This is a genomic window from Lactiplantibacillus garii (assembly GCF_003885105.1).
Classification (GTDB): domain Bacteria; phylum Bacillota; class Bacilli; order Lactobacillales; family Lactobacillaceae; genus Lactiplantibacillus; species Lactiplantibacillus garii.
Genome location: NZ_QWZQ01000007.1, coordinates 51,426 through 70,425, shown reverse-complemented (window position 1 = coordinate 70,425; position 19,000 = coordinate 51,426). Strand labels below are relative to the sequence as shown.

Sequence of the window (19,000 nt, the reverse complement as noted above, 5' to 3'; positions counted from 1 at the left end):
TTAATCTCCTAATAAGCGGTGCATTAATTGTAAGTGGTGCATTAATGATAGCTTTTTAACGGTTCCGAGTCCAGAAAACTTCCGTAAATTCCCGTATGCCAGCAGTTCATCGAGGGCCGGGGTCCGGTTTAATCCGGTTAAATGGGTGGGGGCCCACGCCGTCAGTTTAGCGAGCGCCTCGCTGAATTTTTGTTTTTGACCGCGCATGCTGGTGTTGCTATCGGAAACGCAGTGGTGAATGCGCAGGGTACCGTTGCGGGTGACGTAAATAACGTGTAAGGCGATTGCCCGTGACGGCATTCCCCGGTCAAAGTACGGTTTGCCAACTAGGGAAAAATCACCAAATCCTTGGTAACCAAACGGCGCGTTGTCCCAGTTGGCGGGTGCAAAGTATTCATCCGTTAGCAGCCCGTAGTCGGCGACGTGGTGCGGGGTGGCAACCGGGTCAGTCAACAGAATGGCTTGATTACCAGCAATTTGGTGTAGGCGGGCTTCGTCTGGGATTACTAACGTTGTCCGTTTCAAAATTGCCGAGTGTTCGTAAGCCTTGAGCAGCGGGTAATTAGGGGCAATTAAAAAGCTCGTTTGACCAGTAGTGGTCGTTAAAAAGTCCCGGCTGAAATCGGCGGCTAAGATCGCGGCCGGGTGAAAAAACGGGTAGGGACTTAAATCGGGCAACGGGTGCAGCTTGTTGGGGTTAAGCCCGTACACGCTGACCTGCGGATTAGCAATCAAACTGAACGGTTGCCGGACTTTGATGAAGGTCGCCACGGTTTGCTGGAGTTCCTTAGAGTCCCGGACCGGTTCAATGATCGGTACCACGTGCGGTCCCAGCCGATGTTGTTCGGCCAGGGTTTTCAACGCTAATAAATCGTACATGCGACCACGAAAATAAGGGGTATAAAGGCTCATAGCTGGTCCCCCAAGTCCGGGGCGGTCAACCGCTGGTACTTTAATTTTAAGGCCTGGTACTCAGCGTTACGTGCGTCTAATTCGGTTTGCAAGGCCGTGACCGCGTCATTTTGGGTATCATCGAGGAAACGGTCGTATAGATTGGCTTCCGGGTCGTAAACGTCGTAGCCTTTGCGGGCCCGTTTACGTAACTCTTTGAAAAGTTGGTCGTCGGAATACAGTTGGAGCCCCTTTTTGACCCGTTTGGCCTTATCAACTTCACGAAAAAGTGAGGCGATGAAGTGGCTGATCAGCGGGGCTTCTGGAACTTGGAGCTCCTGACGCTGAGCCTTTTTCGCAACGGTCAGAAAACCGGGGGCCCGCAGCGGTTGCGGCGCGAGGGCGACCGCCTGTTCATCAAAAGCCCGGTAAATTAAAACCCCGACGTGGTCTGGAATTTCACTTTGAACCTGTTCGTAGAGAGTTTGTGGTAAAACAAAATAGTTATAATGACCGATAAAGGATAGCTTGGCCTTGGAGTGAAAATCACTTTTGGTCACTTTTAGTTCGTAACAGCGCCATTCAACCTGACCGTCGGGGAGTTGTTGGTAACTGAGTGTGTCAACGATCCCGCGATCATCCGGCATGCCAACTTCTTCAACGACGTAGGCCCCCTGTTCTAAACAGTACTGGTACAAGGTGCTTTCAAGTTGGCGGGTTAACTTAGTTTTCATCCGATCCCTCCTGAGTTTGGTGCCAAAAATTAGCGATGGTTGCGCTGAGTTGCGGCAATGAATGAACGGTTTGGTAATACCGCCAGTGTGGCGGAAAAAGGTCGACGTAGCGTCGGCTGGCAAACCGTTGATCTAACAGCAAAACGATGCCGTGGTCCTGGCTACTACGAATGAGCCGTCCGGCCGCTTGTAACACGTTGTTCATGCCGGGTAACTGATAAGCGTAGGCGAACCCCTGGCCGTTTTGATGGTCGTAGTAGTCCCGAATCAGGTTAGTTTCGGGATTTAAGCCGGGGAGCCCGACACTCACGATGGCCACCCCAATTAAACGGTCGCCGCGCAGGTCGATTCCTTCCGAAAAGATGCCTCCCAGCACGCAGAACCCGACTAACGTGGTGGCGGGATGCGCCGTAAATTGGTCAAGAAAAGCTTGGCGGGCCGCCGCGTCCATGGTGGTTTCCTGACTAGTCGTCACCGTGTCGGGGTAAGCGACCTTAAGGGCGTCCCTAATCTGACTAAGATAGCCGTACGAGGGGAAAAAGACCAGGTAGTTACCGGTTTTGCCAGTGATTAAGGCGTGGATGCTCTGGACGATTCGGTCAACGTTTTGTTCACGTTCCCGGTAAGTAGTTTGAACGTACTGGGTGACTAAAATAGCTTGATTTTTAGGCGGAAACGGGGAGGGGAGCTGGTAAGCCAGACTGTTGGCTTCACCACCCAACACCCGCTGATAGTAGCTCATTGGGGAAAGGGTCGCTGAAAAGAGGACCGCGCCGGCTCCCAGTTTTAAAGCGCCGTCTAAAAAGTCACTAGGGTCAAGACAGAGTTCTTTAACGGTTAAGTGGTGACCATCAAGGACGGCCCGCGTTTGGTAACTGCCATCGTACAAGTCGCCAATTTTAACGAAAGTCAGGCAGTCAAAGAAGTAGTCCCGGACCGCGTCCAGCAGTGGGGAGGGCTTTTGCCGGGCCATCCAGTCGGTCACAAATTCATTAAACGTTCGTAAGGTGCGCAGTAGCGGTTCGGGCGGATCGGGGGTGACACGCTCAGTGACGTCATCGGCTAGTAAGTCTTTGCTGCGACGGGTGAAACTGCGGCGCACTTTTTTAAGCGCCGTTTGCAAGTCGTCGCTGGGTTGACTTTTGTCCGGTTGAGCGAGCTTTAAAATGGCCCCGATGGGTTGGTCGCTGACGGTGGCTGAGTACATGTCGCGTGCGCGACTGACCAGGTTATGGACTTCGTCAATCAAGAAAAAGTTATCGTCATCACTTTCACTAAAAAACCGTTGTAAATAGACTAACGGGTCGAACAGGTAGTTGTAATCACAAATAACCACGTCGCAAAATAGTGACGCGTCCAGCGAAAACTCGAACGGGTCGACGGTGTGTTTACGCGCGTAGGTTTCGATAACGGGACGGGTGATTTGATTTTCATGGGTCAGTAAGTCTTTCAGGGCCGGTTTTAAGCGGTCGTAATACCCCACCATGTACGGGTTGTCTTCGGGCAGCACGTCCCGTTCTTCGGGAAACCGAATCTGGTCCTTGGCGGTCAGGGTGATACTTTTAATGACTAACCCGTCGTGACTCATGAGGTCAACGGCTTCTTCCGCAACGTGGCGGGTACTTTGCTTAGCGGTCAAATAAAAGAGCCGCTCGATCAAGTCTTCACCCATGGCTTTAACGGCTGGAAACAGGGTCGAGATGGTTTTGCCGGTCCCAGTCGGGGCTTCTACGAAGAGCCGCTTGTTGAGCCGAATAGTCTTATAAACGGCCGCGGCTAGTTCGTGCTGTCCCGGTCGAAACGCTGGGAACGGGAAGGGGAGTTCGGCAATTGAAGCGTTGCGTTGTTTGCGTAAATCCGCCCGTAAGGTTAGCCAGTACTCGTACTCGGTGACGAGTTCTTTAAAAAATTGGTCGAGTTCGGCTCGGTGAAGGACTTTCTGTTCCTTAGTGATCTTTTCGTTAGCAACTTGAAAATAGGTCAGTTGAAGGGTCACTTTATCTAAGTCGGGATGGTCCTGTAATAGGAGGTACCCGTAAACTTTAACCTGTCCCCAATACAGGGTCCGGGTATTGTCGGTTAGTTCATCGTAGGCTTGGTCCGAAGTTTTAATTTCTTCGATCAACGCGCCGTCCGCGGTGAGCTGAACGCCGTCCGCGCGTCCCGAAATCACGTAGTCATTACCGTTCATGGTAACCGTGGTTTTGAGGTAAACTTCACTTTCGTAGTCTTCCCCGCGACTACTTTGGAGCCGGCGGTGGATCTTGGCCCCGGCCAGGGCGGTATTTTGACTGTTTTTAACTTCGTTTAGGTCGCCCTGCCGGAGGACAAATTCAACTAGTTGGCGAATACCGATTTTGGTGACCATCTTCCGGCCCCTTTCTGAATGGATTGACTCCCATTATAAAACATCTGTTCGGGTTTGTCTGTAGCGGGTCCGCATGACGTTAACGCTCCAATAATAAATATAGTTATGAATTTTAGGTGCTGGTTGTGGAGAATTAGCCAGTGTATTATGATGAACAGAATGGTGAGTGGCACCTTCAAGTATGGGGATGGACGTTGTAATGAAAGATTTTTTTGCTTCACAAAGTAAGACGAATAAGGGAATCCTAATCGTGAGCGTGATGCTGATGCTAATCGAACCCTGGCTAATGCTTGTAAATACTACCGTTGGATTGGCTTTAGCGGGAACCGGAATTATCGGTTTTTCAACTTATTTGGAATTTTTACCGTATTTCCGACAGACGGTATTGCACTGGCTACTTCTTATTTTGATTTTAATAGGATTATTATTAGTGTTGATTGTGTATTCGTTTGCGGTGTTAGCGGCTTTTGGTGCCTAACGCTGCTAAGTACTCAGCACGTAAAGGGGTCCCGTTCATTGCGAACGGGACCCTTTTATTATGAAATATTATGGCTGAAGGAACTATTTTAGTACCACTTGCTGTGGCGTTGACGAATCGTTTTGCGAAGGCTAAGTCCGTAGCTCACGATCAGCGCCGTGATGACCACGGCAATGAGTGCCCCGAGTAAGGAGTGGGGGCTGCTGTAATAACTAGCGTAGCCCGCGCCTAAGCTGACTAAACCGATGACGGGAATCAGCACACTGATGGGTGCGGGGTGAAGAAAAATAACGCCAACGAGCCACAACCCGGCCGCCGTGACTACGGCATCCACGCTGGTGATGGTACCAAAACTAGTGGCCAGTGCCCATAACGCGACGACCGTCCCGACAATTAATAACAAGGTGGCAAAGCTGTTACTTAAGGTCCAAAAACGCTTCTTCGTCATCATAATCGCCCCACTTTCTTTATCCCTATTATAACGTAAAAGGGGGTAATGAAAAAAACGATAAGTAACCGCTTAAGTTTGCAATGCCATGAAATTTACGGCTTTTATAATAAATCCTTGAAAGCGCAACCATTATTGGCTAAACTGACAGTAGGCACACTTGATGATGGATGGAGGAAATGCATAATGGCAAAAATATTAGCAATTAACGCAGGTAGTTCAACTTTAAAATGGAAACTGTTTAGTGTCCCGGAAGAAACCGTGATCGCTTCGGGGATGGTTGACCGTTTGGGTTTACCAGATTCCGTTTTTGTAATTAAAAAGGCGGACGGAACCAAGTATAAGGAAACCCGACCAACCATTGACGCACAGGAAGCGGCCGCAATGGTCCTAACGCGTCTCAAGAGTGACGGAATTTTGGCACACTTGTCCGAAATTACCGGGATCGGTCACCGAATCGTTGCTGGTGGCGAACGCTTTAAGGATTCCGTCGTCATTACCCCAACGACTTTGAAGCAAATTAAAGATTTATCCGAGTACGCGCCGTTACATAATCCAACGCAAGCTTACTACATCGAAGTCTTCCAGCAATTATTACCAAAGACCGTCCAAGTGGCCGTTTTTGATACGTCACTGTTCGCAACCATGCCGCAGGTCAACTACCTGTACAGCATTCCTTACGAATACTACGAACAATTTGGGGCCCGTAAATACGGTGCGCACGGAACTAGTCACCGTTACGTTGCGAACCGGACCGCTGAATTGCTGGGTAAACCGTTAAACGAACTTAAAATGATCACTTTACACTTGGGGTCGGGTGCGTCAATTACCGCCTTTGACCACGGTAAGGCTATTGATACGTCAATGGGCTTCACGCCGTTAGCTGGGATTACGATGAGTACCCGTTCCGGGGATATCGATGCTTCGCTGATTCCGTTCTTAATGCGGCACCTCGGTATTTCTGACGTACAGGACTTCATTGATATTTTGAACCATAAGTCCGGTTTACTTGGAATTTCCGGGTTGTCACCCGACATGCGGGATCTGAGCGATACGAAGGACAGTCGTGAACGTTCTGAACTGGCCCTCGAAATCTTTGCCAACCGCGTTGTGAAGTACGTTGGTAGTTACATTGCCGAAATGAACGGCATTGACGCCTTAGTCTTCACGGCCGGCGTTGGGGAAAATTCCGTTGGGATGCGTGCCCGGATTCTGAAGCAACTGAGTTACTTTGGCGTAACGGTTGACGACGAAAAGAACGACACCCACGGCAAGGAACAGGTTATCAGCAAGGACAACGCTCCGGTTACGGTCATGGTCGTTCCAACGAACGAAGAGTTAATGATTGTCCGTGACGTTGAACGTTTAACAAAAAAAGCACCAATTGCCAATAAGTAAATGACTAGAAAGAGGCTGTGACAAAAGTCACAGCCTCTGTTTTATCTCCGCACAATTATTGCCAAAACGGGTTTCAAAAGTCAGCCGGTTCCGCTTAACGGCGTATGTCAGACAATCCAAGCCCAGGATTATTCGCCATACGCCGTTAATGCTCACCAGCTAACCGACTTTTGGCACACTTTGTTTTATTGTGATTAAACCATGCTGGTTACGCGCTCTGGGCGTCTTTTAGCATCTTAATGTGCTCGGTGTGGTTAAAGATGAAGGGCGCGCCACTCGGAACAAAACCAAAGTGTTTATAAAAGTTTTGAACTTGGATTTGTGCTTCAATCTGCATGTTTAGCCCGGCGAAACGGGTCCGTGCAACGGTCAGGATCTGGTCCATCAGGGCCGCCCCAACGTGATGTCCCCGCAGGTTTTCAGCAACCACGACTCGCCCAAAGGATAAGTGTGCGCCTTCTTTGAACACCCGTGCATATGCAACGATTTTGTGGTGCACCGTTTTAAAAATGTGAACCGCGTTTAAGTCAATGTCATCGACTTCTTGATAAACTCGTTGTTGTTCTACAACGAACGTTTTGACGCGTAATTCATAAATGGCGTATAATTCAGTTGTTGTTAATTCCGAAAAAGTTTTGACCGACCACATGGTGATGCCCCCTTTAAGATGGTGCCTAGTTTATCACCAAATGATTGCATATGCAATAATGATAGGAGAAAAAATGATACCAATTTTAAGATTAATGGGTACGTTGTCGCGCCTGGTGATGAATGAAGGTAACCAGCGTTTCGCGAAGTACGGCCTGAATAATAATCAATTTATTTATTTAATTCGGATTTGTGAACAACCAGGACTCTTTTTTAGTCAGTTAGCGGATCAAATGAAGATGGATCGGACGACTAACTACCGCGCCGTTCAGAATTTAATTAAGAAGGGCTACGTGGTCAAAAGCAACCATCCCGAGAATAAGAAGGTCCGCTGCCTGTATCCAACCGCCGCGGGTCAAGCCCTTTACCCGGAGCTCCACGCTTATGAGCAGTGGTGTGCGGACATAGTGGGGGAACGGTTAACACCGGGGCAACAACAGGTACTATTTGAAAGTCTCACCCTGGTGACGACGAACGTGGAACAACGGTTGGAATAATGACCCGCCAACTTAAATTTAAACACCGTTTTAGCTGAATTTTACGTATTAGCAGTGTACGATGTAGGTATAAACGAATTAGTGTTGGAACTGATCGTCTTGCGACCCGTGGCCAGTTGTGGCTGGCCGCGGGTTGTTTTGGTTAAACGGTGAAAGGGGTTAATAAAGTATGTCAACAACTTTAGTGCTTGGTGGGGGCTACGCAGGGATGCGGGCCGTTAAATTTCTAACGAAGGGGTTGCCCAGTGGTGATCAGCTGATTTTAGTTGACCAAACGCCGACCCACACGGAAAAAACGAATCTACACGAGGTCGCGGCCGGGACGATTGATCCGGAAAAGATTACTTACAATATTCCGTCAATTATCGCTAAACGGGTTAAATTTGTGCAAGCGACCGTCAAAAACGTCGATATTAAAAATAAGGAAGTTAGTTTTGAAGCCCACCCAACGATCAGTTACGATTACTTAGTCTTGGCGTTGGGCTTTCAATCCGAAACGTTTGGTGTCCCGGGAGCCGACGAAAACGCGTTACCAATGGACGACCTGGCAACGTCTGAAGCCGTTTACCAGTACATTGAAGCGCGCATTAAAGCCTACCGGACGAGCAAGGATCGTAATGATTTGAAGATTGCGGTTTGTGGGGCCGGTTTTACTGGAATTGAACTGTTAGGTGAACTGACCCAGTCCCTACCGAAATTACAGGCGAAGTACCAAGTTCCGGCCGTTAAGTTAGTTTGTTTGGAACGGATGCCATCAATTTTACCAATGTTTAACCAGGAATTGCGCGACTACGCACTGGCTTTCATGGAAAAACACAACGTTGAAATGCGGTTGGGCTCTGTGATTACGGCGATTAAGCCCGGGGCCGTGGCGTATACGGACGCCAACAAGGCGGATCATGAGTTTACAGCGAACACCATTATTTGGACGGTTGGTGTTAGCGGGTCGCACGTGATCGCGGATTCCGGATTTGAACAGCGCCGTAACCGGGTCACGGTCCAACCCGATTTGTCGCTAAAAGACCATCCCGAAGTCTTTATCGTGGGTGACGTGGCGGCGGTCTTCCCACCCGACGGTCAACGGCCGTACCCAACAACGGCGCAGATTGCGCTGGCTTGTGGGGAGCAGGCCGCCAAAAATATCGTGGCGTTACGCGGTGGCAAAGCCACGACTCCGTTTAACTACCAGTCCAGCGGGACGGTCGCATCGTTAAGTGACCGTGACGGCATCGGCGAAATTTTCAGTAATAACCGCCCAGTTAAGGGGTATTCGGCTTCGGTTTTAAAGAAGGTCATCACCGACCGTTCACTGTTAGAAAGTGCTCACTTAGGAACCGTCTTTAGCAAGGGTCGCTTTGACCTTTACCACTAAGAATGTAAAAACACTGATCCGGAAATTTTCCGAATCAGTGTTTTTTAGTCGTCATGACAGTTCCGTTGGAATTTTGACGTGGCGAGTTTGCCGTTTTGCAACGAGGATTGCGATGACCAACAGGAGGCCATAAAAAATTGAAACCGCTATGGAGACGGACGGACTCAAGTTGAGGTTGGCGCTACTGGTCGGGTGTTCGACCAGTTGGACAACTACTGATAAATCGGTCGCAGCGTGCATTAAGATGGTTAGTCCCAGGTTGTGCGTCCGGATATAAACACCGGCGAACAGGGTCCCGATGGCCATGGCAAAGAGAATCTGGGGTAAAACGTAGGTCAGTGACAGGTGGGTACTATTGATGATGTGGAGCCCACCGAATAATAGACTTGAAAGTAAGACGGTAACGACGTTGTTATTCGGGAACGACCGGGCCAGTAACGGAATTAGGACGCCCCGAAAAACGTACTCTTCGGTTAAACCGATTAAAATGACGTACCCGAGGTAGAGTAATATTAGCGGTTGAAAATGGACGGTCAATAGTTTAGGCAGGTTGGCCGAAACGAGCAGTCCAACGATTAGTAATGCCGGCACGGCCTGTTCCAGCTGTCCCCAGCCGTTGCGGCGGTTCCAAAAGAGTACCGGAACGTGTGCAAGGTAGTGGTTGAAGATTCCGACGCCGATCAAAACGATTGCATCCTGGACGATCCCCGAGTAACGCATGGGGACCCACCCGAAACTAACGAACGTGGCTGATGCGAAAAAGAGGGCGATGACCCAAATAAAGAGTAGTAGTGCTAGCCCGAACCCCCGCTTAAAATTATGCATGGCGACTTCCTTCCTGCTGAAAAGCTAACTTAGTGGTGCATTTTAAATTCGAGGTAGCGGTCGTTATACAGTCCCACCTTAGCGGGTGAGAGGTCCTTGTAGATCTGCAAGTGCTTGATCGTTTGGCTGTCAGGATAAAACTGACGATCGTTACGAATCGATTTTGGCAAACGGGCTTTGGCCCGCTTGTTTGGGGTGGCATAACCGATGTACTCGGCATTTTGCGCCGCGTTCTTGGGCTCGCTCATAAAGTTTAAAAAGGCGTAGATGGCCTTAAAGTGTTTGGCCGTTTTCGGGATGACTAGGTTGTCAAACCAGAGGTTACTCCCTTCGGACGGCACAACGTAGTGCAGGTGCGAATTTTCGTCCAGCATTTCACTCGCTTCACCGGACCAGTCGACCGCCACGGCCGCTTCGTTTTGGATCATGTACATCTTGATCTCATCGGCCACGACCGCTTTAACGTTCGGGGATAGTCGGTTAAGTTTATTACGGGCGGCTAACAGGGTCGCTGGGTCGGTCGTGTTCATTGATTGGTTCATGGAAGCCAGGGCAAAGCCCATGACGTCGCGGGCACTATCAATGAGCATGACTTTATTTTTATACCGTTTTTCCCAAAGATCGTTCCAATGTTGAATACTGCCGGGCTTCACGTATTTATCGTTATAGATGATTCCCAGAGTACCCCAGAAATAGGGTACCGAGTACTTATTATGACGATCGAAGTCTAAGTTCATAAAACGGGGGTCGTAATTATGCATGCCGGTCAACTTACTTTTATCTAACGGTAATAATAAGTGGGCCTTTTTCATTTTTTCAATCATGTAATCACTCGGTACCGTTAAGTCGTAACTAGTACCGCCCTGCTTGATCTTAGTAAACATGGCCTCGTTACTATCGAAAGTTTCGACGTTAACGTGGTAACCGGTCTGTTTTTGAAACTTAGTTAGGAGACTGGGGTCAATGTAATCGCCCCAGGTATACAGGTTGAGAACCTTTTTACCGGTACTACCGGAAGTCGTTTGGAGTTGCTTGGCCCCAAACGCGAGCAACCCGCAGACTGCGAACAATGCAAGGATGACACTAAATAATTTTTTCATTTTCGCCGCCCCCTCGTTGCCGTGTGCCGGTGACGACTACTGTACTGATTGATAAAGTAGTAGCCGACCACTAACACTAAGGCCATTAAGAACATTAAACCGGATAACGCGTTGATCTCTAGGTTGATTCCTTGCCGGGCCCGCGAGTAAATTTCAACGGATAGGGTTGAAAAGCCGTTCCCCGTCACGAAGAAGGTCACGGCAAAGTCGTCTAACGAGTAGGTCAGAGCCATGAAAAAGCCCGAAAAAATTCCCGGCATGATGTAGGGGACGACTACCTGACTAAGCAGTTGCCAGTTATTGGCGCCGAGGTCGGCGGCCGCGTCGAGTAAACTCCCGCTCATTTCCTGAATCTTGGGCAGTACCATCAATACGACGATTGGAATTGAAAAGGCGATGTGGCTTAGAAGGACCGAGCCAAACCCCAACGGAATTTTGAGAGCCGTGAAAAAGATCAAGAAGCTGGCCCCGATAATGACGTCGGGGGACACCATTAAAATGTTGTTTAGGGAGAGCAGCGTATTTTTTGTAATTGCCTTAGTCGTATTGTTGATTCCCAAAGCGCCAAGGGTCCCAATCACCGTTGCCAAAATGGAGGATAACAGGGCAATCAGCAGCGTATCCAGAAAGATGGCAATCAGCCGGCTGTCGGCAAAGAGGTCCTGGTAATGGCTCCAAGTAAAACCGTGAAAGTTATTCATGGTGTCGCCCTTACTAAAGGAGTAAACGATCAGAAAAATAATTGGGGCGTACAGCACGATGAAAACGAGCCAGAGGTACAGGTTACGCCACTTAAAGCGATGTAAGCTCATTTTGTCAGCCCCTTTCGTGTCCGGCGTTTACCGCCACCCGTGAGTAACATGATGATGACCATCGCGATGATCAACACGACGCCGATAGTTGAACCCATTCCCCAGTTCATAGTCGTCAGGAAGTGTTCTTCAATGGCCGTCCCTAACGTGATCACCTTGTTACCGCCAATTAAGCGGGTCAACATGAAGAGTGAGAGGGACGGGATGAAAACGGCCTGAATCCCGGCCTTAACGCCGGGTAACGTTAACGGAAAAATAACTTTGCTAAAAGTCTGCCAGTTAGTGGCACCCAAGTCCCGGCTAGCGTTGACGTAGGACGGGTTTAATTCGCTGATGGAATTATAAATGGGCAGAACCATGAATGGAATTTGGATGTAGGCCGCTACAAAAATAAAACTAAAGTTGGTAAAAAGTAACTGTTTGGGCCCAATCCCAATAAAACTTAAAAATTGGTTCGCAATGCCCGCCTGACTGAAGATCCCGATGAACGCGTAGGCTTTTAATAACAAGTTGATCCAGGTCGGCATAATGATCAGTAATAACCATAGTTGCGGGTGCTTGGTCTCGTTAAGCACGTACGCGGTAGGGTAACTGATGATCAGCGTCGCTAACGTAATCAAAAAGGCGTACCAGACTGAATTTAACGTCATCATTAAATAGGTGTTGGACGAAAAGTACGTCTGGTAATTAGCCAGGGTCAACTGGCCGTTAATGTCAAAAAAAGATTGATAAATTAACAGTAGGACCGGTGCAATGACGAATAGGACGATCCACAGCATGTAGGGGATGAAGTAGGCCGTATTACGGCTCAAGCGTTGTTTACGTTGCATGGTTGTCCCCCCTAATCGTCTTCGTACTGTTCAAGCCGGGCATCAAAGGCGGCTTCGCTTTCGTTGAGCCGCATGACGTGGATGTCCTGAGGATCAAAGGTCAATCCAATGGGTTCCCCTTCGTCCGCCGGGTTGGTTGAGTGGACCAGCCACTCGTTATGGTCACTGTCGTAGGCCACGATTTCAAAGTAGTTCCCTCGGAACAGTTGTGAATCCACCGTCACGACCAGTTTCCCCTGATCAGCAGCAACGATGTCCAAGTCTTCGGGGCGCAAAACGACTTCTACGGCTTCGTTAGGGCGCATCCCACCGTCGGCACATTCAAAAGTTTTACCGACGAATTCAACCTGATAATCTTTCAGCATTTTGCCGGGGATGATGTTGCTTTCCCCAATAAAGTTGGCAACGAAGTGGTTGATGGGTTCGTCGTAAATGTCGACCGGAGTACCGCCCTGTAAAATTTTACCCGCGTTCATGACAAAGATTTCGTCACTCATCGCGAGGGCCTCTTCCTGATCGTGAGTCACAAACAGGAAGGTGATGCCGAGCCGCTGCTGTAAATCACGTAGTTCGTACTGCATGTCCTTACGTAACTTAGCGTCTAGTGCGGACAGCGGTTCGTCGAGGAGTAGTACTTTTGGCCGCATGACCAGCGCCCGTGCGATGGCCACCCGTTGCTGCTGGCCCCCGGAGATTTCACTAATCTCCCGGTCACCAAAATCGGCTAGTTGGACCATTGCTAAGGCTTCTTGAACCCGCTGGTCAATTTCATTTCTAGGAACTTTATGGAGTTTTAAGCCGAACGCGACGTTTTCTGCCACGTTCATGTGCGGAAAGAGCGCGTAATCCTGAAAAACCGTGTTCACTTGGCGCTGGTTAGCGGGAAGGTCGTTGATGACCGCACCGTCGAATTCAACGTCACCAGAAGTAACCGCCGTAAAACCGGCCACCGTCCGTAAGATCGTGGTTTTACCACAACCGGACGGGCCGAGTAACGTGTAAAATTTACCGGCTTCGAGTTCCAAGTTGATGTCCTTAAGAATCTGATGATCTCCATAACTTTTATAAACGTGATTTAACCGCACGATCGGTTGGGTGTTAACCGCCAAGGAAAGGACCTCCTAAATGTTTATAAGTAGGACGCGGTCGTAACCAGGGTGAACGTACAGGACGTCGGTCCCAAGTTGCGAATTTGGTGCGTCTTGGTTGCGTGAAAGTAAAGCGTATCACCGGCCGTTGCCGAGTAATCCTGATTGCCTAACCGTAAGCTTAAAGTGCCGGTTTGGACCATGATAAAGGTCTCCGCCGGCGAAGGCTCAAAGGGTTTGAAGCAACCGTTGGGCGCTAACGTGATGGTGACGGGTTCGAGTTCATTTTCATTCGAAGCCGGCACCAGCCACTTTAACTGGTATCCCAGTGCTTCATCGTCATAAATTCTGTGTTCCGTCGGGTGGTAAACCACCTTTGGGCTAGGTTTTTCAGGCGCAAAGAAGGCGGCCGGGGTTACGCCCAGTACTTCCAAAATGGCAAAGAACGTTTCCATCGAAGGGGAAGATTGGTCGTGTTCCAATTGTGATATGTAGCCCTTGCTGAGGTCCGTACGTTCCCCAAGTTCTTCTTGCGTCAGTTGTTTTTGCATCCGTAAATTACGGATTCGTTGACCGATGTCCATGACATTCACCTCGAATCTTAGTTTCGTTAAAGTAAACAATAAGTTTAGTACGAGCTTTAATTATAACGAAATTTTGACGCGTGACAAGTTAAAAATTACTGATGAAACTAAGCGTTTTAATTCATTTTATTTTAAAAAAGAACTCTGAAACTCGGCTGATATTAGGGAAGCTAGCTAGGCAACCAGCAATATGCCCAACCCGCATACTGCTGCCTGCTAGGCTAATCCTCGGCCCCAACCTGCTTGAACCTCACACTCTACAAAAAAGGCCCAAGACATCGGTCTTAGGCCGTTGTGAGTATTAAGTTAGTCGGCACGGTACACCACTTCAAAGACTTCACTAACCATCGGGGTGTCCGACGATAAGCTGCGTCCGTGGGCCTCCAAGGATGGCGTGAATTCTTCCTCCTTGCGCTTGCGCCAGTCACCGATTGTTCGGTCACCATCGCCTTCGTGCCACGCGTGTTCCGCAGAAATTCGGTAGAATGGAATTAGTTCGGAAACCACCGTTTTAATGATGGCAACGGCTTTCATGTCACCGTTTAACAGGACGTTGTAATCACCGGGTTGTGGAATCGCAACCTGTTCGTTGGTGTAAGTATCGAGGGGCGTCGTTGTCGCCGTTTTGGTTCCATTTAAGACGGCATCGGTCAAGGCTTGTACTTCGGTGGGATTCTTTTGATCACCGAACCAGCGCGTTTGATAAGAGGCGCCGTTAGTATCGGTCGTTTCGTTATATGCTTTCCATAATTGTTCCGCTGATTGTGCTGGCATAAGCATCACCTAATTTCGATAAGAATAGTGAATTCAGTGCTATGTAACCGAATTCACAACCTAAGTATAGCATGCCACTGCGTAAAACGACACGGACGCGACCGCTTTTGGGATAGAAATTCCGTGACTAATCATTACCGAAACTCATGGGGTGGGATTTTGCTATAATGGGATTACCAATAGGGGGTAACGATATGCAAATTACACCGGTTAAAATGGCGGACCTACCACAAATTATGGCCATTGAAAAAGCGGGCTTTTCCGACGCGGAGGCGGGCAGTACGGCGGCTTATCAGGAACGCATCGAGAAATTGGGAAGCACCTTTTTAGTTGCCCGTAACGAGGCCGTGGTCCTGGGTTTTATCGTGGGACCGGCCACGAAGGAGCGTTACATTCAAGACGAAATGTTTGTGACCACGCCAACGAACCTTGAACGCGGTGGGCACCAGCTGGTCTTTACACTAGCCGTTTCACCGCTAGCCCGGCATCAGCGGGTGGGTAGTCAATTATTAGCGGCCCTGGAAACTGACGCGCGCGCTCACCAGCGGACGAGTATGGCGTTGACCTGCTTAGAGCGACTCGTCCCGTTTTATGAGGGCAACGGTTTCACTAATCAAGGGGTGGCGGAATCCACGCACGCCGGTGAAACTTGGTACAATTTAGAGAAAGTCTGGTAATTTAAGATGAAATTAGCAACGTTACAAGCGGAACTGCCTAATTTTAAAATTCGGTTATTAACTTTGAAGGATCAAGCGGAGTTGATGCAACTCGAACAGAGTAATCCCGAGTACCATCGATATTTTTCACCGGAACCGTTAACGGTTGAAGAAGTCCAGCGTGATTTGACCGCCACGCCCGGTGAAGTGGCAACGGAACAAAAACAGGTTTTTGGATTTTACTTAGCGCACCATTTAGTGGCCGTGCTGGACGTTTTAAACCAGTATCCTCAAGAACAATTTTTGTTTATCGGGCTTTTGATGGTTAACCAGGCTTACCAACGAAAAACGGTGGGAAAGGTCATTGTCACCGGCTTGATGCAAGCTGCGTTAAAGAGTAACGTCGTTTGCTTACAACTGACCCGGGTCACAGCCGATACCGGGGTTAAAAATTTCTGGGAAGGCCTGGGCTTTGAGGATGGGGATCAGCTCTTTTTACCGTTAACTCACGGTGACCGGTTAGCGGTGACAACTATGTTCCGCCCGTTAAAATAGGCCATTAAATTCTAATTGAACTCTTACGTGTCCGGCCACCTAAACTGATGCGATTCGTGTTACACTCATGGTGATCAATAATAAAGAAATGAGGATAAATACGATGATTAAACGGTGGGGAAAGGCCGATACCGGGATGCTGATTGTTGCGATTGTGTTATTGCTTGGCATCTTTTATTTCTTTGAACTGACCGCAAGCTTGCGGCTTAGCGTCATCGCCTTTCCGATTAGTTTAGTTGCCTTGATGGGAATTATGGAATACGCCGCGTACGAACTGCGGAAAAAATAGTTTACGGGTCCTTCTTCGCGGAAGGGCCCTTTTTGTTCGCGTACATGGAAGCCCTTGCAATAACTTGTAGATGGATTATACTTATTTTTGAACCGGTTCAAAAATAAAAATGAACGTGGTTTTGACCGCTAAAATAACCGAATTAAATTAAACGAAGGGAAGCTGATGAATAGTGGAACAACAATTACCGAGCGGTTTTTTATGGGGAAATTCAACTTCAAGCATGCAAACGGAGGGTGCCACCCACGAAGGCGGTAAGGGCGCGTCGGTCTATGATTTACGTAAGGCCGGCCCCAATAACGCCGACTGGGACGTGACGATTGACGAGTACCACCGTTACGCTGAGGATTACGATTTAATGCGGGCGATGAACATGAATTGTTACCGGCTACAGATTTCTTGGAGTCGGGTCTGTCCGGACGGTGACGGGGAATTTAATCCCGAAGGCATTGCGTTTTATCACCGGCTAATTGACGCGTTAATTGCGCGCAACATTACGCCGATGGTTTGTTTATACCACTTTGACATGCCGTTGACGTTAGCGCAAAAGTATAACGGCTTCTTGAGTCGGCACGTGGTGGACGCCTTTGTCCGTTTCGGTAAACGGATGGTCGATGAGTTTGCGGATAAAGTCCCTTATTGGATCACTTTTAATGAGCAGAACCTCTATTCTACGAGTTATTCACGGGTATACGCGGGCTGTTTGACCGGTGGCGAAAGTGACCAGGAAATCTACACGATTGCCCACCACGTGATGGTGGCCCACGCGCAAGTGGCTAACTACGTCCACGCAACGACTAAGGCACAAATTGGCGGAATGCTGGCGTACGAAGAGTGTTACGCCGCTACGGCTAACCCGCGGGATAACCAGTTTGCCCGCCAAATCAACGAATTTATGAACCGGAACTTGTTAGACGTGTACGCGCACGGTCACTATTCCAATCAGGTTATGACCTATGCGCGAAATCACCACCTTGACTTTGATTTTACGGCCGCGGACCAACGTGACTTTGACCAGCTTAAAAGTGATTTTATCGCCTTTTCGTACTACCGCAGTGGTTTGATCGATGCGAGTCGGGTCCCGGTTAACACGATCCCGAACCGTTACGTGGATTATGGCTCGGTTCACAATTCGTATACCCCGTATAACGAGTGGGAGTGGAACGTTGACCCGCTCGGTTTCCGGGACGTTTTGACCCGGGTTTACAACGAGTACGGTATCCCGATGTTTCCAATTGAAAACGGAATTGGTGTCCGGGAAAAGAATGACGGGCACGAGATTCAGGATGATTACCGAATTGACTACCACCGCCAACACATCCAGGCGATGAAGAACGCGATCTTTGAAGATGGTGTTCAAGTGTTGGGGTACTTAGGATGGGGCTTAATTGATATTCCAAGTTCTAGCGGTAACGTTGATAAACGTTACGGGATGGTTTACGTTAACCGGACTAACCGTGACGTTAAGAATCTTAAACGGATTCCTAAGAAGTCGTTTAACTGGTTTAAACGGGTCATTGCTAGTAACGGGGCCAACTTATCGTAATCAATCATTAAAATTAAAGTAAAGTATAAAAGGCCCGCAAATCACGCGATTTGCGGGCCTTTTATGCTCAGTTACGGCGTCACGATGGTTGGTTGAGTCTCGGCGTGAGGGTCGTCACCTAAGCCAACGATCAAGTTATCGAAGACAAAGGTGGCGCCCACGTTTTCAGATTGGTGGTTGATACGGCTTAATAACCGTTCCGCGCACATCTTACCAATTTCTTTGGCTGGTTGTTGAATAACGAGCCGGTTTGAAATTAAGCTGCTCATTTCGTCCAAGTAGTCAAAATGACTAAAGGCTAAATCCTGATCAATGCGGATACCCGCCCGGTTGCAATATTCCAGTGCACCGAGTGCCATGTTGAAGTTGCAGACGAATAGGGCGTCAACGTGGTCGTCGATCAGCTTTTGAGCACCTTCAAAGCCACTGGGGCGCGAATAGTCGCCGTAATAGACGGTGGCTTCAACGTGCGGGTGGCTTCGCACGGCTTCTCGTACCCCGGTTAACCGTTCGTGTGCGGTATAGTCGGTTTGTGGCGCGGCGAGGACCCCGATACGACGGTGTCCCTGCGCGATCAAGTGTTGAACAAGTCGGCGGACACTGCCGCGGTCGTCCACGAGAATGGAATCAACGTTGGCAAGCCCGTTGGGACTGTTGAGTGAGATGACTGGGACCTGAACGTCTGCTAAACGCGCCATGCCGGGCCAGTTCTGATCGGCCTCAAAGAGGATCAGGCCGTCCACCGCGTGACTAAGCAGGTAGTCGACCTTGTTAGCGGCTAACGTTGAAGAACCTTGAAAGCCACTTAACAGAATGCTGTAACCAGCTTGTTCCATGACTGCTTCAATACTGGACACGATGTCCATACTCAGCCGACTAGCTAGGTTGTTCATTAGCAACCCCACCGCGAAACTCTGGTTGTTTTTCAGGCCCTTAGCGATGATATTTTCCTGGTAGCCTAAGTCGTCAATTGCCCGTTTAATTTTTTGCATGTTAGCCGCTTTGAGTTGTTGCCCGTTGAGGTAGCGTGAAATACTACCGACCGAGACCCCCGCGGCTTTGGCAACTTCGCGAATCGATGCCATGTCCGTCCCTCTTCCTGTGGCG

General features: G+C 49.0%; 21 protein-coding genes. 8 read left to right on the top strand and 13 right to left on the bottom strand.

Going from position 1 to position 19,000, the window contains the following annotated elements; all coding sequences use genetic code 11:
- The 3 genes from D1831_RS03420 to D1831_RS03410 are packed head-to-tail and all read right to left on the bottom strand — an operon-like array spanning position 1 to position 3,993.
- A complete protein-coding gene (locus D1831_RS03420) occupies positions 1-912 on the bottom strand; it encodes a sce7725 family protein (protein WP_125071530.1) in 912 nt (303 codons plus the stop codon).
- Positions 909-1,625 carry a hypothetical protein gene (locus D1831_RS03415; protein WP_125071529.1) on the bottom strand — a complete coding sequence of 239 codons (717 nt, stop codon included), beginning with the start codon at positions 1,623-1,625 and terminating at the stop codon, positions 909-911. Before D1831_RS03415 ends, D1831_RS03420 begins: the two co-directional genes overlap by 4 nt.
- On the bottom strand, positions 1,615-3,993 hold the full coding sequence (locus D1831_RS03410; protein WP_125071528.1) for an ATP-dependent DNA helicase: 2,379 nt from the start codon (positions 3,991-3,993) through the stop codon (positions 1,615-1,617). The genes D1831_RS03415 and D1831_RS03410 overlap by 11 nt, the downstream gene beginning before the upstream one ends.
- Before the next feature lie 199 nt (positions 3,994-4,192).
- Between D1831_RS03410 and D1831_RS03405 the strand changes: the two genes are divergently transcribed.
- Entirely contained in the window at positions 4,193-4,471 is a 279-nt protein-coding gene (locus tag D1831_RS03405) for a hypothetical protein (protein WP_125071527.1), read from the top strand.
- 88 nt (positions 4,472-4,559) lie between these two features.
- Here the strand turns inward: D1831_RS03405 and D1831_RS03400 are convergent, their stop codons facing one another.
- Positions 4,560-4,919, bottom strand: coding sequence for a hypothetical protein (locus D1831_RS03400; protein ID WP_225422757.1), 360 nt, complete (start codon positions 4,917-4,919; stop codon positions 4,560-4,562).
- 186 nt (positions 4,920-5,105) lie between these two features.
- On the opposite strand from D1831_RS03400, the gene D1831_RS03395 reads away from it, so the two are divergent.
- Positions 5,106-6,317 carry an acetate/propionate family kinase gene (locus D1831_RS03395; RefSeq protein WP_125071525.1) on the top strand — a complete coding sequence of 404 codons (1,212 nt, stop codon included), beginning with the start codon at positions 5,106-5,108 and terminating at the stop codon, positions 6,315-6,317.
- Between the two features lie 208 nt (positions 6,318-6,525).
- Here the strand turns inward: D1831_RS03395 and D1831_RS03390 are convergent, their stop codons facing one another.
- Entirely contained in the window at positions 6,526-6,966 is a 441-nt protein-coding gene (locus tag D1831_RS03390) for a GNAT family N-acetyltransferase (RefSeq protein ID WP_125071524.1), read from the bottom strand.
- A 73-nt stretch (positions 6,967-7,039) separates the two neighbouring features.
- On the opposite strand from D1831_RS03390, the gene D1831_RS03385 reads away from it, so the two are divergent.
- A complete protein-coding gene (locus tag D1831_RS03385) occupies positions 7,040-7,462 on the top strand; it encodes a MarR family winged helix-turn-helix transcriptional regulator (protein WP_125071523.1) in 423 nt (140 codons plus the stop codon).
- Positions 7,463-7,631: 169 nt separating this feature from the next.
- Positions 7,632-8,834 carry an NAD(P)/FAD-dependent oxidoreductase gene (locus tag D1831_RS03380; RefSeq protein ID WP_125071522.1) on the top strand — a complete coding sequence of 401 codons (1,203 nt, stop codon included), beginning with the start codon at positions 7,632-7,634 and terminating at the stop codon, positions 8,832-8,834.
- Positions 8,835-8,885: 51 nt separating this feature from the next.
- On the opposite strand, the gene D1831_RS03375 is transcribed toward D1831_RS03380, so the two are convergent.
- From D1831_RS03375 to D1831_RS03345, 7 genes are all read right to left on the bottom strand, one after another.
- Positions 8,886-9,659: a CPBP family intramembrane glutamic endopeptidase gene (locus D1831_RS03375; protein ID WP_125071521.1), complete on the bottom strand. Its 774-nt coding sequence runs from the start codon at positions 9,657-9,659 to the stop codon at positions 8,886-8,888.
- Between the two features lie 29 nt (positions 9,660-9,688).
- Positions 9,689-10,759: an ABC transporter substrate-binding protein gene (locus D1831_RS03370; protein ID WP_125071520.1), complete on the bottom strand. Its 1,071-nt coding sequence runs from the start codon at positions 10,757-10,759 to the stop codon at positions 9,689-9,691.
- Positions 10,756-11,571: an ABC transporter permease gene (locus D1831_RS03365; protein WP_125071519.1), complete on the bottom strand. Its 816-nt coding sequence runs from the start codon at positions 11,569-11,571 to the stop codon at positions 10,756-10,758. The genes D1831_RS03370 and D1831_RS03365 overlap by 4 nt, the downstream gene beginning before the upstream one ends.
- On the bottom strand, positions 11,568-12,401 hold the full coding sequence (locus tag D1831_RS03360; protein ID WP_125071518.1) for an ABC transporter permease: 834 nt from the start codon (positions 12,399-12,401) through the stop codon (positions 11,568-11,570). Before D1831_RS03360 ends, D1831_RS03365 begins: the two co-directional genes overlap by 4 nt.
- Positions 12,402-12,412: 11 nt before the next feature.
- Complete coding sequence (locus D1831_RS03355; protein ID WP_125071517.1) at positions 12,413-13,510, bottom strand: ABC transporter ATP-binding protein; 1,098 nt, start codon at positions 13,508-13,510, stop codon at positions 12,413-12,415.
- A gap of 20 nt (positions 13,511-13,530) precedes the next feature.
- Positions 13,531-14,073: a helix-turn-helix domain-containing protein gene (locus D1831_RS03350; protein ID WP_125071516.1), complete on the bottom strand. Its 543-nt coding sequence runs from the start codon at positions 14,071-14,073 to the stop codon at positions 13,531-13,533.
- 306 nt (positions 14,074-14,379) lie between these two features.
- Positions 14,380-14,847, bottom strand: coding sequence for an ASCH domain-containing protein (locus D1831_RS03345; protein WP_125071515.1), 468 nt, complete (start codon positions 14,845-14,847; stop codon positions 14,380-14,382).
- 194 nt (positions 14,848-15,041) lie between these two features.
- Here D1831_RS03345 and D1831_RS03340 point away from each other — a divergent pair, with 194 nt between their 5' ends.
- The 4 genes from D1831_RS03340 (at position 15,042) to D1831_RS03325 (ending at position 17,893) form a co-directional block, all read left to right on the top strand.
- Positions 15,042-15,524 (top strand): GNAT family N-acetyltransferase, encoded by a 483-nt coding sequence (locus D1831_RS03340; RefSeq protein ID WP_125071514.1) that lies wholly within the window; start codon positions 15,042-15,044, stop codon positions 15,522-15,524.
- Positions 15,525-15,530: 6 nt separating this feature from the next.
- Entirely contained in the window at positions 15,531-16,058 is a 528-nt protein-coding gene (locus tag D1831_RS03335) for a GNAT family N-acetyltransferase (protein WP_125071513.1), read from the top strand.
- Positions 16,059-16,161: 103 nt separating this feature from the next.
- Positions 16,162-16,347: a hypothetical protein gene (locus D1831_RS03330; protein ID WP_125071512.1), complete on the top strand. Its 186-nt coding sequence runs from the start codon at positions 16,162-16,164 to the stop codon at positions 16,345-16,347.
- Between the two features lie 169 nt (positions 16,348-16,516).
- A complete protein-coding gene (locus D1831_RS03325; RefSeq protein ID WP_179950284.1) occupies positions 16,517-17,893 on the top strand; it encodes a glycoside hydrolase family 1 protein in 1,377 nt (458 codons plus the stop codon).
- Positions 17,894-17,964: 71 nt separating this feature from the next.
- On the opposite strand, the gene D1831_RS03320 is transcribed toward D1831_RS03325, so the two are convergent.
- Positions 17,965-18,978 carry a LacI family DNA-binding transcriptional regulator gene (locus D1831_RS03320; RefSeq protein ID WP_125071510.1) on the bottom strand — a complete coding sequence of 338 codons (1,014 nt, stop codon included), beginning with the start codon at positions 18,976-18,978 and terminating at the stop codon, positions 17,965-17,967.
- Positions 18,979-19,000: the final 22 nt, after the last annotated feature.